The 14,498-nt window shown below is 39.5% G+C and carries 11 protein-coding genes; 5 read left to right on the forward strand and 6 right to left on the reverse strand.

Annotation, left to right across the window (positions count from 1 at the left end; genetic code table 11):
- Positions 1 to 88 precede the first annotated feature (88 nt).
- A complete protein-coding gene (hcaR, locus tag MKX14_RS10980) occupies positions 89 to 994 on the reverse strand; it encodes a DNA-binding transcriptional regulator HcaR (protein ID WP_108009377.1) in 906 nt (301 codons plus the stop codon).
- Positions 995 to 1,647: 653 nt separating this feature from the next.
- On the opposite strand from hcaR, the gene MKX14_RS10985 reads away from it, so the two are divergent.
- Entirely contained in the window at positions 1,648 to 2,700 is a 1,053-nt protein-coding gene (locus MKX14_RS10985) for an MBL fold metallo-hydrolase (RefSeq protein ID WP_240282441.1), read from the forward strand.
- Positions 2,701 to 2,765: 65 nt separating this feature from the next.
- Here MKX14_RS10985 and katG read toward each other — a convergent pair whose 3' ends face one another.
- From katG to nudH, 3 genes are all read right to left on the reverse strand, one after another.
- The gene (gene katG / locus MKX14_RS10990; RefSeq protein WP_240282442.1) at positions 2,766 to 4,922 is read right to left on the reverse strand and encodes a catalase/peroxidase HPI; all 2,157 of its coding nucleotides are present in this window, start codon (positions 4,920 to 4,922) and stop codon (positions 2,766 to 2,768) included.
- Positions 4,923 to 5,447: 525 nt separating this feature from the next.
- Positions 5,448 to 7,742, reverse strand: coding sequence for a phosphoenolpyruvate--protein phosphotransferase (gene ptsP, locus MKX14_RS10995; RefSeq protein WP_046811459.1), 2,295 nt, complete (start codon positions 7,740 to 7,742; stop codon positions 5,448 to 5,450).
- Between the two features lie 85 nt (positions 7,743 to 7,827).
- Positions 7,828 to 8,313 (reverse strand): RNA pyrophosphohydrolase, encoded by a 486-nt coding sequence (gene nudH, locus MKX14_RS11000; protein WP_000567255.1) that lies wholly within the window; start codon positions 8,311 to 8,313, stop codon positions 7,828 to 7,830.
- A 182-nt stretch (positions 8,314 to 8,495) separates the two neighbouring features.
- Between nudH and MKX14_RS11005 the strand changes: the two genes are divergently transcribed.
- The 3 genes from MKX14_RS11005 to MKX14_RS11015 all read left to right on the forward strand — a co-directional run bounded on the left by MKX14_RS11005 (position 8,496) and on the right by MKX14_RS11015 (position 11,576).
- On the forward strand, positions 8,496 to 9,146 hold the full coding sequence (locus MKX14_RS11005; RefSeq protein WP_002115098.1) for an HAD family hydrolase: 651 nt from the start codon (positions 8,496 to 8,498) through the stop codon (positions 9,144 to 9,146).
- 189 nt (positions 9,147 to 9,335) lie between these two features.
- Positions 9,336 to 10,775 carry a DUF2252 domain-containing protein gene (locus MKX14_RS11010; protein WP_240282443.1) on the forward strand — a complete coding sequence of 480 codons (1,440 nt, stop codon included), beginning with the start codon at positions 9,336 to 9,338 and terminating at the stop codon, positions 10,773 to 10,775.
- A 54-nt stretch (positions 10,776 to 10,829) separates the two neighbouring features.
- Entirely contained in the window at positions 10,830 to 11,576 is a 747-nt protein-coding gene (locus MKX14_RS11015; RefSeq protein ID WP_240282444.1) for a sporulation protein, read from the forward strand.
- A 29-nt stretch (positions 11,577 to 11,605) separates the two neighbouring features.
- Here MKX14_RS11015 and MKX14_RS11020 read toward each other — a convergent pair whose 3' ends face one another.
- Together MKX14_RS11020 and MKX14_RS11025 are read right to left on the reverse strand one after the other, a co-directional pair.
- A complete protein-coding gene (locus MKX14_RS11020; RefSeq protein ID WP_005066023.1) occupies positions 11,606 to 12,469 on the reverse strand; it encodes a LysR family transcriptional regulator in 864 nt (287 codons plus the stop codon).
- Positions 12,470 to 12,584: 115 nt separating this feature from the next.
- Positions 12,585 to 12,839, reverse strand: coding sequence for a DUF2061 domain-containing protein (locus MKX14_RS11025; protein ID WP_017482004.1), 255 nt, complete (start codon positions 12,837 to 12,839; stop codon positions 12,585 to 12,587).
- Positions 12,840 to 13,076: 237 nt separating this feature from the next.
- On the opposite strand from MKX14_RS11025, the gene leuC reads away from it, so the two are divergent.
- The gene (gene leuC / locus MKX14_RS11030) at positions 13,077 to 14,495 is read left to right on the forward strand and encodes a 3-isopropylmalate dehydratase large subunit (protein ID WP_213074141.1); all 1,419 of its coding nucleotides are present in this window, start codon (positions 13,077 to 13,079) and stop codon (positions 14,493 to 14,495) included.
- Positions 14,496 to 14,498 lie beyond the last annotated feature (3 nt).

Consider the following 14,498-nt stretch of genomic DNA (forward strand, 5'->3'; position numbering starts at 1 on the left):
GTATAGAATAAATATTTTTTTATTTATTCTATACTTTTTATGAAGATGATCTTATTAATCATGAGTTTAATAAAAATCACTTTAATCATTAGGCATGATTTAGATTTTTATCTAGATGAAATACTTTAGTGAGCTGATCAATAAATTTTTGGACACCTAAAGATTCTGAGTTGTTACGGTAGTTTATAAATAAATCAAGTGTCGGCAACTCGACATCAAGTGGACGAACTACTGTATTTTTAATCCCTAAAGGTGCTACATAGGCAGGTAAAATTGTACATCCCAATCCAGAACCAAGAGAGTTGATGTTGAACAGCATGCTATCTGCTTTTTGAACAATATTAAGGTCGATATTATGAGTTTTAGCGAATTCTAAAATTGTGTTATGTAAGGTTTGTGATTGTTCGGCTGCTGGGATAATAAAATCAATGCCTTGTAAAGCATGTACAGGAATTCTTTCGTATTGAGCAAGCGGATGATTTTTAGGAAGCAAGAAAATCAGAGGTTCAGTTAAAACAAATTGGCTTTGGATTTCATCACTATCTATATTTTCACGGGTAAACGTAATATCTAACTCACCTTTTTTTAAGGCTTTAAGCTGTTCGGTATTATTTAAATTAGATAATTCAATAGTAAGGTCAGGGTGCTGAAGTCGCAGGTTAGGAAGAACGTAAGGGAAAATTTTCATTTCTGCGATGGGGACGAATCCGATACGTAAGAGTTGCTGTTTAGCCTTTGAAACCTGCCGTGCCATGGCAACCGCTTTTTCAGCTTGAGCAAGGGTGAGTCGAGCATGTTCTAAAAATACTTCCCCTTCTTCTGTCAACTCAACTTTACGTTTTGTGCGGTTTAAAAGTCGTACGCCGACGTCTTCTTCTAGGTCTTTAATTTGCTGGCTAAGGGAGGGTTGTGCTGTAAAAAGTTTAAGAGCGGCTTTACTAAAATTTAATTCTTCAGCAACGGTAATGAAATATCGGAGATGGCGTAATTCCATAAGACTAATCCAAAAAATGTCTTACTATGATTTAAGTGAAGTATAAAGCATAAATAGATATAACGTGAAGGTACTTTAGGTATTTATAAAATAAATGGAATTTTAATTTTCATTAAGGATTTAATATGGGAATATAAAATTTAATAATTCATAAAATATATTAATAGTTGGATAATAAATACATTATTTTTAATTAATCAATGAATTTTCTAAGGGATTTAAATATTAATTTAAGTAATTCTCATATTATGCAAAAAAACGAGAATAATATAATAAATTTATAACCTATGATTTACCAAAAATTACTGAGTTGTAAGTGTTACTAAATATATTTTTTATTCAGCAGAAGAGTTAGAAGTGGAAAATTACACAGAGCAAAGATGAAATATAAAGGTTCTAGAGTAGCATTCGGCATCTTCTAATTGTTATGTTATACATGAGGTCTTAGTAAGAATGGTAATTACTGACGCACAAACCCAACACATCTAGATGTTTTTTATGGCACTCTAATTTAACTTAGGTTGGCTATGACCACGATAAAATGGATATTTATATGATAAATAAGTGTAAGTGCCATAGCTTAATTTGTTTTAATCGTTAAGATAGAAACCTGATCACATCCATTCTGCTGATGCTAAAACATAGAAAAGCCCATGAAAGACAAGCCGACATTAACATATCAATTGCCGACTCAGTCCTGTTGGACGCATACATGGATAAAACCTCCTTTTTGTCATCCTGAATCTGGGCATGAAACGGATACACGTTTTTATAATCAACAGCCTAGATCACCTGCTCGTGGTACTAAAGAGTTATTGCGTTGGTTAGTTACACGTGAGTCTTTTACTTGGAAAGTGGATATTCAAAATGAATATCAAGCCCGCGTAAATACGGCTGTAGCTTTGCCACAAAATCGACCTAAAGCAGATCTGGACGATTGGCAAGTCTGGTTTGTTGGGCATGCAACGGTATTGGTTCAGATTGGTCCTTATAACTTTATTACTGACCCAGTGTGGTGTGATTATGCAAGTCCTTCACAAGGGCGTGGCCCACGCCGTGTATGTCCAGCAGGTTTTGCACTAGAACAATTACCGACGATTCATGGAGTTTTGCTCAGCCATAATCATTATGACCATATGGACTTGGCGACACTTGAATGGCTACATAAAAAATTCGCAATGCCAATTTACACTGGACTCGGGAATAGTTTTTATCTACCTAAAGAGTTTCATGTCATTGAGATGGATTGGTGGCAAGAAATTCCCTATCACGAATTAAGAATAATCTATACGCCTGCACAACATGGTTCAGGCCGTGGTTTACGTGACCAGAATAAGGCACTTTGGGGCGGCTTTTCGGTCGTGGCTAAAACAGGTCATTGTTTCTTTGCGGGTGATACCGGTTATGCGGGTCATTTTAAGCAAATACATGCTCGTTATGGCGCACCGCGAGTTGCTTTACTTCCAATAGGTGCGTATGAGCCACGTGAACTGATGAGCTATGTTCATATGAACCCGCAAGATGCGCTACATGCGCATTTCGATTTACAGGCTCATCGTTCTATTGCAATTCACTATCGAACTTTCCAGTTGACTGATGAAGACCGAGAAGACCCAGAGCATGCTCTAGCACAGGCAATTAAAGCTTCTTCAAAGCTTGCAAATCCTTTTTATTGCATTCGGGAAGGACACAAACTGACTGTTTAAAAACGATGCTTGATATTAAAAAAGCCAGTTCAAATTGAACTGGCTTTTTACTATTTTGACTTAAATTAAGCTAAGTCAAAACGGTCAAGATTCATGACTTTAGTCCATGCAGCAACAAAGTCTTGAACAAATTTTTCTTTACCATCTGCCTGAGCATAGACTTCGGCCAACGCACGTAAGATTGAGTTTGAACCGAAGACTAAATCATTACGTGTTGCGGTAAATTTTACTGCGCCGGTTTTACGGTCTTTGCCTTCAAAGACTTCGCTTGTTGAGTCAACAGGTGCCCATACAGTAGACATGTCGAGTAAGTTCGTAAAGAAGTCAGTGCTGAGTACACCAACTTGCTGAGTGAATACGCCGTGTTGTGAGCCATCCCAGTTGGTGCCCAGTACACGTAAGCCACCAATCAATGCAGTTAACTCTGGTGCAGTCAAAGTCAGTTGCTGTGCTTTATCAATTAATAATGCTTCAGTTGCTGCATTGACGCCCTCTTTTTTCCAGTTTCTAAAACCATCGGCAAGGCCGCGGAGCAATTGGAAAGATTCGACATCAGTTTGACTTTGTAATGCATCAACACGACCAGCGGCAAATGGAACGCTAATATTGAAACCTGCCGCTTGAGCAGCTTGCTCTACACCAACGTTACCTGCAAGCACGATTAAATCAGCTAATGATAATTGAGTAGAAGCTTTGAGTCCTTCAATTTTAGTTAAAGTCTCAACTGCTTTTTTATTTACGTCCCATTCACGCTGTGGTGATAAAGCAATACGTGCTCCGTTTGCACCGCCACGCTTGTCTCCACCACGGAACGTGGATGCCGAAGCCCAACCAAGGGAAACTAGCTCGCCAGCAGATAGTCCTAGTGCAACAATTTTTGCTTTTGCATCATCTATGCTAGCAGCAGACGGTATAGCGCTGGCAGCAGGTAATGGGTCTTGCCAGATTAAATCTTCAGCCGGAACTTCAGGACCTAAATAACGTGCTTTTGGCCCCATATCACGGTGAGTTAATTTGAACCAAGCGCGAGCAAAAGCATTGGCAAAAGCTTGTGGATCGTTAAGGAAACGACGAGAGATCTTTTCAAACTCAGGATCAAAACGTAAGGTCAAATCTGTAGTAAGCATTGTTGGCTTACGTTTAACTGATGGGTCGAATGGATCTGGAATGATCGCCTCAGCATCTGCTGCCACCCATTGAATTGCACCAGCAGGTGAGCGCTCTTGTACCCACTCGTATTTGAATAGGTTTTCAAAGAAGTAGTTGCTCCATTGTGTTGGTGTTTGCGACCAAATTACTTCTAAACCTGAAGTTATTGCATCTTTACCCACACCAGTGCCAAAACTGTTTGACCAGCCAAAGCCCATTTGTTCAATTGATGCTCCCTCAGGATCAGCCTGAACATGGTCAGCAGAGGCAGCGCCGTGAGTTTTACCTAAAGTATGACCACCCGCGATTAAGGCAACAATTTCTTCATCATCCATTGCCATATTGCCGAAAGTCGCGCGAATAAATGGTGCAGCTGATTTAGGGTCACCGCTGGCTTGTGGGCCTTCAGGGTTTACATAAATTAGACCCATTTCGGTTGCAGCTAGATTGCTGCCTTCCAATGCTTCAGAGTTGCGATGAGCTAACCATTCTTTTTCATCGCCCCAGTTTACATCGTTGTCTGGTTCCCAAACATCTTCACGACCTGCACCAAAACCGAAGGTGCGGAAACCCGAAGATTCAAGTGCGATGTTTCCAGCAAGAATAAATAAATCTGCCCATGATATTTTTTGACCGTATTTTTGTTTAACTGGCCATAATAAGCGGCGCGCTTTATCTAAGCTTGCATTGTCAGGCCAACTATTTAATGGCGCAAAACGTTGCTGACCACGACCAGCACCGCCACGGCCATCGCCCATGCGATATGTACCGGCAGCATGCCATGCTAATCGAATAAATAAGCCTGTATAATTTCCCCAATCGGCTGGCCACCAATCTTGAGAATCGGTTAATACATTTTTGATATCAGCTTTGAGGGTGTAGTAGTCGAGTTTTTTAAATTCTTGACGGTAATTAAATTCTTTACCGAGTGGGTTAGAGCGTTCTGAATGTTGATTGAGCAGGTCGACGCGTAGTTGTTTTGGCCACCAGTGTAAATTAGGCGTGCCACCACCGACCGTTACTTCTGGTTTTGATTTATGGCCTGAAAAAGGGCATTTTGATTCGTCTGACATGGTTATATTCTCTCTGGGTAATAATTATTGAGCTCTTCGTAAAAATGTTAGGGCTCATTTTCCTGGACTTCTGGTTTAAAAACTCATGTTTACTAAATAAAGAAATGGGAGAACAAATGGTGAGAGAAACCGTTTAAAAGTCTTTTCACTGAGATGTCGGCCATTATATTTTATTTAATAATGCATCAGATTCCTTTACTTGTTATTCCTCCAATTTACTGCATGAAGGTTAAAAAACAAGAGGAAAAATAAGATGAAACTTGTAAATAACGATGCATAGAATTACCTCTTCAATTGTTGGAACAACGTAAGATCTTTTAATAACGCTCTATAAATATACTAGGAGTAGGAGTCTTATTTTTCAAATGGATTAAACTGTCAATATTAATTTAAAAAACCGATTATATGTTTATTTAAAATATTAAGATGGCGGCAATAGTGAGATGAAATTTTTTATATTTAGTTGTAGTAGACGTGATTTCAAATGAATAAAGGAGAGCATTGCTCTCCTTTATTGTTTATATATTAAACATTTACGATTCGATTCGATTTAACCATATCAGCTAAACCGTGAGTTTTAAAATAGTACTCAAGCCAGCTTTTTACGATGAGTGGATTATTCATTTTCATGACATCATCCAGCAATTTTTGTGCATCTGTCATAGGGACATGACAAATTGCTTTTCTTACGCGCAAAATGTTACTCGAACTCATCGAAAGGGTATTAAAGCCCATTGCCATGAGCAGAATTGCTGATAATGGATCACCCGCCATCTCACCACAAATACTGATAGGTTTTTTGTATTCATGACATTCTTTAACTAAGCGGGTTAGCGCACGTAGAATGGATGGATGGAAGTGTGAGTAAACGTTTGCTACATGTGGATTATTACGGTCAACTGCAAGTAAATACTGGGTTAAATCATTTGAACCGACCGAGAAGAAATCGACGAGTTCAGCAAATTCATCAATTTGTAGTAGTACGCTCGGCACCTCAACCATAATTCCAATTTTTGGTTTGGTAATTTTAACTTGCTCTTCTTCTTGCACTGCAATCCAGTCACGCTCAAGTAAATAAAGTACTTCTTCGACTTCACTGACTGTAGTGACCATTGGCAATAAAATATGCAAATTATTTAAACCAATACTGGCTTTGAGCATGGCGCGAATTTGCGAAGAAAAAATCTCGGGATGATCGAGCGTGAAACGAATACCACGCCAGCCTAATGCCGAGTTTTCTTCTTCAATACTGAAATACGGCAAGTCTTTATCGGCACCAATATCCAGAGTTCGCATCACCACAGGTTTATTGGCGAAATGGCTCAACTGTTGACGGTAGATTGCGCGTTGTTCTTCTTCACCCGGGAAACGTTCCCGTAACATGAATGGAATTTCACTTCGGTATAGACCTACGCCTTGAGCACCGCGTTGTACTCCGCGTACTACGTCAATCATGAGGCCTGTATTTACATAGAGCTGAACAGACACACCATCTGGAGTAATCGCTTCTTTGGTCTCGTATTGTTTGAGATCTTTTGCGATTTGTTCATCTTCTTTCTGAATTTCTTTATAGCGTTGACGTAAACGACGTGGAGGGTTTACAAAAACACGGCCTTGATAGGCATCCACAATCATTTCTGCATCATCAAGTGTGTTCACTGGCAGTTCAGTTACACCAACTACGGTTGGAATACCTAATGCACGAGCAACAATCACCATATGTGAGTTGGCTGCACCTTCGGATGTCACAATTGCTGCAATATTGTCTACCGGTAACTCTACAAGTGCTGCAGTACTAATCTCTTCACCAATTAAAATACTGTCTGGACTCAGTTCTCGATGGCTAGAGTCTTCTTCTTGCAAAGAGGCTAAAATACGTCGCCCTAAATCTTTAAGATCGGAAACTCGCTCACGAAGATAGTCATCTTCCATTTGTGCAAAAAGGGCAGTGTGTTTTTCAATGACACGACGTACTGCACCTTGTGCCCAATGTCCATCACGGATAAGTTCTTTAATTTCGGCTGGCAATGCATTTTCATCTAGCATTCTTAAGAAAACACTAAATAAAGCGCGCTCCTCAGCCATTAAAGAATCATGCATTTTTTCATCCAGAGAACGAATCTCTGAACGTACTGATGAAATGGCTTGATCTAAAATTCGAAGTTCATCGCTAATATCTTCTGCTTCACGATCAGGCACAGAACCCAAGTCGGCAGGCGGATATAAAATAATAGCGCGACCTAAAGCCACACCGCCTGCACCTGAAGCGCCTTGAAAGGTTTTGTAGGCAGGTCCATTACTCGGCTTACGAAATACGTCAATATTACCCACTGCATGAGCATGAGCAATAACGCCAGAAAGTTGGGCACACAGCGTAACTAAAAAAGACTCGGCAGCTTCGCTAAAATCTTGCGGAAGTTTGTTTTGTACAACCAAAACGCCCATAACCTTACGACGGTACATGACTGGTACGCCAAGGAATGAGTTATAAATTTCTTCGCCTGTTTCTGGTAGATACAAGAAACGTTCATGTTTTGGTGCATTGTCAAGGTTAACAATTTCTTCACGCTGCCCAACCAGACCGACCAAGCCTTCACCGAGTTGCAAAGATACGTGGCCTACAGATTCTGGATTTAAGCCTTTAGAGGCCATCAATACATAGCGCTGGTTGCGTTCATCGAGTAAATAAATAGAGCAAACATCCACTTTCATGGCCTCAGCAACCTGATTGACCATAATGTCTAATGATTCATGCAAACTGACGGACGCATTAACCTCTTGGACAATGCGCCGTAGAGTGTCGAGTTGCATGTTTGACATGGATGTATACTCCAGTATTTTTTTAGACTATGAATGTATTTATAACAGCACTTTTAATAAAAATCATTTGCTAGATAAATGATTTTTAGGGTAATTGTTGCATCGGCAACTGTGTACACAACTCCACCATGGCTTTACGATAAACATCACGCTTGAAGTTCACCACTTGTCCAAGAGGATACCAATAGCTAACCCACTGCCATTCATCGAATTCGGGCGGGTCGGAGAGGTTTAACTGAATATTTTTTGCAGGCGCAGTTAACTTCAGTAAAAACCATTTTTGTTTCTGTCCGATACATACGGGGTCAGAGTCTGACCGAATGTACCGATGTGGCAAACGATAACGCAGCCATCCTTTGGTTTGCGCAATAATCTGGACATGTTCGGGCAATAAGCCGATTTCTTCTCTCAGTTCTCGAAAAAGTGCCTGTTCAGGGGTTTCTCCAAACTGGATGCCTCCTTGTGGAAATTGCCAAGCATTGTGACCAATGCGCTTTGCCCATAAAACCTGTCCATCATCGTTTGCCAAAATGATCCCGACATTCGGTCGGAAACCTTCTGAATCGATCATTTGGCTACCTAAATATTGTCTATATCGTTGACTTTAATCGCGGGGACAAACACTTTTTTATGTCCAGCTCGAAAAGATCAAAGTAAAATGTTTAAATTGCTACGATCTTAACGAATTTCTATCGACTAGCGGAGATAGATTTACATTTTTTTTCTTAAATTTCAGTTTAAACGAGAATTTTCATGAAACTGGCGTTGTTTGATTTAGACCATACCTTGTTAAATACCGATTCAGACCATTCTTGGGGTGAATTTTTAGTCAATGAAGGTTTGGTTGATCCGGTTCATCATCGTCAGATGAATGATAAATTTTATGAAGATTACAAAGCAGGCCAACTTGATCCATATGCTTATAATGAATTTGTTTTCGGATTTTTAACGCAGCATGACAATGACTACTTAACTGAGCTTCATCAATTGTTCATGCAAAAAGTCATTCGTCCGCAAATGCGTCCAAAAGGTTTTGACGCAATCAAAAAACATCAAGATTTAGGCCATACTATTGTCGGTATTACGGCAACAAGTGATTTTATTACTGCACCGATTTTTCGTGAATTTGGGATTACCGAAATTTTAGCAACCAATGCTGAAGTGGCTGACGGAAAATATACGGGTAAAGTTGCTGGTTTAGCGTGTTATCAAAAAGGCAAACTTGCACGTCTAGATGCATGGTTGGAAGGCCGTAATGTGTCTGAGTCTTGGGCGTATTCCGATTCAATTAATGACCGTTTTTTACTTGAATATGCAACTCATGCAATTGCAGTAAACCCTGATGATCGTCTTGAAAAACTGGCCCAAGAACATAACTGGGACATTCAGGACTGGTCGATTTAAGATTATGGAGTTGGAAGAACAGTTCAAAAAGTTTTGAGGTCTTCCAACTCTTAATTATATTTAAAATCATTTTTTAATATCTCTTATAAATCTTAGCTAAAAACAGATATTGCTATGATTAATAAAATAAATTCTATCTTGGCAAAGATTTCAGAATATAAAAAATTTTAATTTAAAAATGAGGAAATAATGTCAAAAACAGCACAAATTAAATTACCAAAACAACTTTGGAATGATGAAAGTATTGATTTAACACGTCATAGCTATCAGGGGAAATTACTTAATAAAAGCGAAGGTTTCAAATTAGGTAAGGCTCAACGTAAAAAAGTTCCACGTGAACAACTATCAAAACTTTCTGAACGACCGAAAGGTACAACTGCCTTAACGGTCTATGATTGGAGTAACCAAGGACGTTTAGAAAAGCTCAAGCCGATTCGTGCAAAACGAATGAGTGTTTCTCCATTTACATTTTATCGTGGCATGCCTTCTTTGATGCTATTTGACCAAGCGTGGGAGCTGGCAAATTCAGGCTTATTTCAACAGATTTGTGGTGATTGTCATTTAAGTAATTTTGGTGGTTTTGCAAGTCCAGAACGTAATTTGTTGTTTGGAATTAATGATTTTGACGAAACTTTAGTTGCCCCGTTTGAATGGGATGTAAAGCGTTTAGCAAGCAGTTTTGTGATTGCGGCGCGTGATATTCATCTTGCAGAGAAAGTCGGATTAAAAGCAATTAAAATAATACTGAATAGTTATCGTCAGCACTTATTAGAAATTACAGAACTTTCACCACTCCAAGTTTGGTATGAAAAAGTTGATGCCAGTACATTATTAGAAAATACTGAGTGTCGAAAACTAAGAAAGAAACGCGAGAAGCATCTTGATTCAGCACAGAAAAGAACGGCGTACTCTGTTTTGCCGAAGCTTACGCAGCAAGATCAAGATACAGGATTTCGTCATTTTGTGGATGATGAGCCGTTATTATGGCATCCAAGTGCAAATGAGCCATTTGCTAAAGATGTTGATGTATTCTTTCAACAATACCGTGATTCTTTGAAATACGATCGCCAAGTACTTTTTGATCGTTATCAACGTACAGATGTAGCTTTGAAAGTGGTGGGTGTCGGAAGTGTTGGTACTCGATCAGCGATTGCATTATTTCAGGATGCAGATCGGGAACCGTTAATTTTACAAATGAAAGAAGCGAATCCATCAATTCTCAGCCCCTTATTTGTAGACAAGGTAAATCACGAAGGTGAGCGCGTAGTGCATGGTCAGCAGCTCATGCAGGCCGCAAGTGATATATTTCTTGGGTTCTCTTCTATATCAAATCAACATTTTCATGTACGTCAGTTACGTGATATGAAAATTTCGGTTGATCTTAGTGACATGGATGATGAGTATTTCTATGAGTATGCTGAAAGTTGTGGTTTAGCCTTGGCTCATGCCCATGCTAAATCTGGAAATGCAGATGTACTTATGGGATATCTTGGCGAAGGTAATATGATAGTAGAAGTATTACAAACATATGCAGAAGAATATGCAGAACGTAATCTAAATGACTATGACCAATTTATGAATGAAGTTGCAGATGGTAAGATTCAGCTCGCTGGAGATGATGCACTTTAATAATAAGTATGCTGCTACAGATGACATGAAATAATTCGAAAGGTTAGAGAAAAAATGTTTAGTAAAATTATGTCCGGTTTGGGTCTTCAAGGTGTGACGGTAGAAACTGTTTTACAGAACCCAAGCTTACAAGCAGGCAGCACATTGCATGGAGAAATTAGCTTTAAAGGTGGATCATCTGATAAAGAGATTAATGGTCTTTATTTGCAATTGGTGACGATGGCAGAAGTCGAATCTGGTGATCATGAGTTTAACCAACCTTTAGTTTTACAAGAGTGGTTAGTGAACTCTCGATTCCTCTTGCCGGCACATCAAGCGCATTCTTTCCCTTTTAGTATTCAACTACCATTTGAGACACCGATTACTGAGGTTGTTTGTCGAAGAAATGGTGCACGTGTTTGGATTCAAACCCATATGGATGTTGATTGGGGATTAGATGCAACTGATCGTGATTATCTAAAGGTTCTGCCAACTCCAGCCATGCAAATATTTCTACAGGCTATGCAGCGATGTGGCTTTGTTTTATCGACAGTAGATGTAGAAAAAGGGCAGCTTACTGCGCGAAATTTTAGATCAACGATTGGTTGTTACCAAGAGCTTGAATTTGTCTCTTCACATATGTTTAGCGGATTTAATGAGGTTGAGGTTTCTTTCGTTGCTGAACCTAATCAAACTCACGTTATGCTTGAAGTAGACCGCCATTTTCGATCAGATCAGCTATTAACGATGACGATTCCACACCATATGCTTGATGAAAATCAAATGGTGCAACAAATTAGAAGCCTCTTAAAGCTTGGATAAATTAAATTAGATGCTTAAATGAGAGCCTTTTATGCATCCTGCATCATTTTAATCAACTCCTGCATGGCTCTAGATTGAGTACGTGCAGGATGCCAAACCATACCTAATTGACGATTCATTTCAACATTTAAATCAAGCTGCTGCATATCCTGATTCAACAGAGTTTTTGGTAAAACTGACCAACCCAAACCAATTGACACCAACATACGAATAGACTCAAGAGGGTTATTGCTCATGGTGATTTTTGGTTTAAGTCCTTGTTTTTCAAACTCAGCTAAAGTGATTTGAGCCGTATAAGTTTGTGCAGCGGGTAATAAGCTTGGATATTCAATTAAATCTTGTAAGGTAAGATTCTTCTTTTGTGCCAGCGGATGAAAAGGGGCAGCAACAAAAACTAAAGGATCATTCCAAATCGTAATGTAGTTAAGACGCTCATCTCCTGAAGGAGGAAGCGTTAAAAATGCGAGTTCTAAATCACCAGCCAATACTTGTTCATGGGCTTGCTCTGAATCAACAAAATGCACATCTAAGGTGACTTGAGGAAATTGCTGAACAAAATGCTTAAGCGGTGCGGGTAAATGATGTAAACCAATATGGTGACTCGTACCGACTTTTAAGCGGCCTTGTACCTGAGTTTGTTCATGGCTCAGCGTATGGTGAATATCACCCAGCTCATTTAACCAGTTTTTAACTTTAGGAAGTAATGAATGTGCAGCATGAGTTGCCTGAACACCACGCCCTGCAGATTCAAATAGTTTTACGCCAAAATATTCTTCTAAGCTGTGAATTCGTTTGGTAACAGCAGGTTGAGTAATAAATAACTGATCTGCTGCCACAGAGATAGACCCTGTTTCCATAACTTTTACAAAAGCTTCAAAGGCTGCAAGATTCATAATACAACTCAACTTGGAATAGAAAAATCGAGGGGCTAAAGTTGCCGAGCCAAAATCGTATCATGCTTGCAGCAAAACGAGTGAGAAAGTTGTGAATTACCGCACTAATCTTAGCCTAAGCTGTTGTTTCTTTTTCAGCTAAGGCTGATACGCGGCGATCTTTAGCAGCCCAAACTTTTTCATGGAAGAAAAAAGCAAAAGCTTGTACGGTTGGTTCAAGCATACTTAATGTTAAAGCCATCCAGATATTACCTGTTACAAAGTATGCGACTAGCATTGCGACAGTAATATGCATAATGTAATAGCTTAAGGTTTTCTTTAAGGTACGTTGATTATTTATAACGAATTTTTGGATATTAGCCATGATCATTCTCTTTAGCCACTTTAGATATTTTTAGTATAGGCATTAGAGTATAAGATTAAAAATTGATTATGCAAATGATAATCATTAACAAAAACGATTTATTAAATTTGATGTACCTTGCGGAAATCATGATTTATTCCAAAAAGTTTTCTAATTTATAAAAATGATAAATTAGATTTATGTGAAACTCTGGCTATAATCGAATAAAGATCAGAATTACCCAGTCCAATGGAGCAAGACGACATGGCAGGCAAAACTTTATATGACAAATTGTGGGATGACCACGTTGTTTCACAGCGTGATGATGGCTCATGTTTACTATACATTGACCGTCATTTATTGCATGAAGTGACTAGTCCACAAGCATTTGAAGGGTTGCAACTTGCGGATCGTCAACCATGGCGTTTAAGTGCAAACGTTGCTACACCGGACCACAACGTTCCAACATCTAAAAAGGAACGTGACCAAGGCATCGCTGGTATTGAAGATGATACATCTCGTATTCAAGTTCAAACCTTAGATGACAACTGTAAAGCCTTTAATATTGTTGAGTTTAGTATTAATGATATTCGTCAGGGGATTGTGCATGTAGTTGGGCCTGAACAGGGCTTAACTTTACCGGGCATGACGGTCGTATGTGGCGATTCACATACAGCGACTCACGGTGCTTTTGGTTGCTTGGCGCATGGTATTGGGACATCTGAAGTTGAACATGTGTTAGCAACACAATGCTTGATTCAAAAAAAATCTAAAAATATGTTAGTCCGTGTAGATGGCGTATTGGGTAAAGGCGTAACACCAAAAGATGTTGTGTTAGCCATTATCGGTAAAATCGGTACTGCTGGTGGTACGGGCTATGCAATCGAATTCGGTGGCCAAGTTTTCCGCGATATGTCGATTGAAGGACGTATGACGGTATGTAACATGGCGATTGAAGCTGGTGCTCGTGTCGGTATGGTTGCAGTTGATGACAAAACCATTGAATACGTGAAAGGCCGTAGCTACGCACCAAAAGGCGAGCAATGGGACCAAGCAGTTACTTACTGGAATACATTGCATTCAGACGATGATGCTGTGTTTGATGCAGTTGTTGAATTAAATGGCGCAGAGATTGAACCACAAGTATCTTGGGGAACTTCACCAGAAATGGTTATTCCAGTTACTGAAGCTGTACCAACTTTAGAACAAGCGAAAGATGACGTTCAACGTAATGACTGGACACGTGCTTATCAATATATGGGTTTAAATGCAGGTCAGGCATTAGCTGATATTCAGCTTGATCGTGTCTTTATTGGTTCTTGTACGAACTCACGTATTGAAGATATTCGTGCTGCTGCTGAGGTGGTTAAGGGCCGTAAAGTGGCGTCTACCATTAAGCAAGCCATGATTGTTCCGGGTTCTGGTTTAGTCAAACAACAAGCTGAAAAAGAAGGCTTGGATAAAATCTTCTTGGAAGCTGGCTTTGAATGGCGTGAGCCGGGTTGTTCAATGTGTTTAGCAATGAATGCAGATAAGTTACAACCAGGTGAACACTGTGCATCGACATCAAACCGTAACTTTGAAGGCCGTCAAGGCAATGGTGGTCGTACTCACTTGGTGAGCCCGGCAATGGCGGCAGCGGCTGCAATCGCTGGTCACTTCGTTGATGTTCGTTCATTTTAATTC

It is taken from the genome of Acinetobacter pittii, from assembly GCF_022449185.1.
Taxonomy (GTDB): domain Bacteria; phylum Pseudomonadota; class Gammaproteobacteria; order Pseudomonadales; family Moraxellaceae; genus Acinetobacter; species Acinetobacter pittii_I.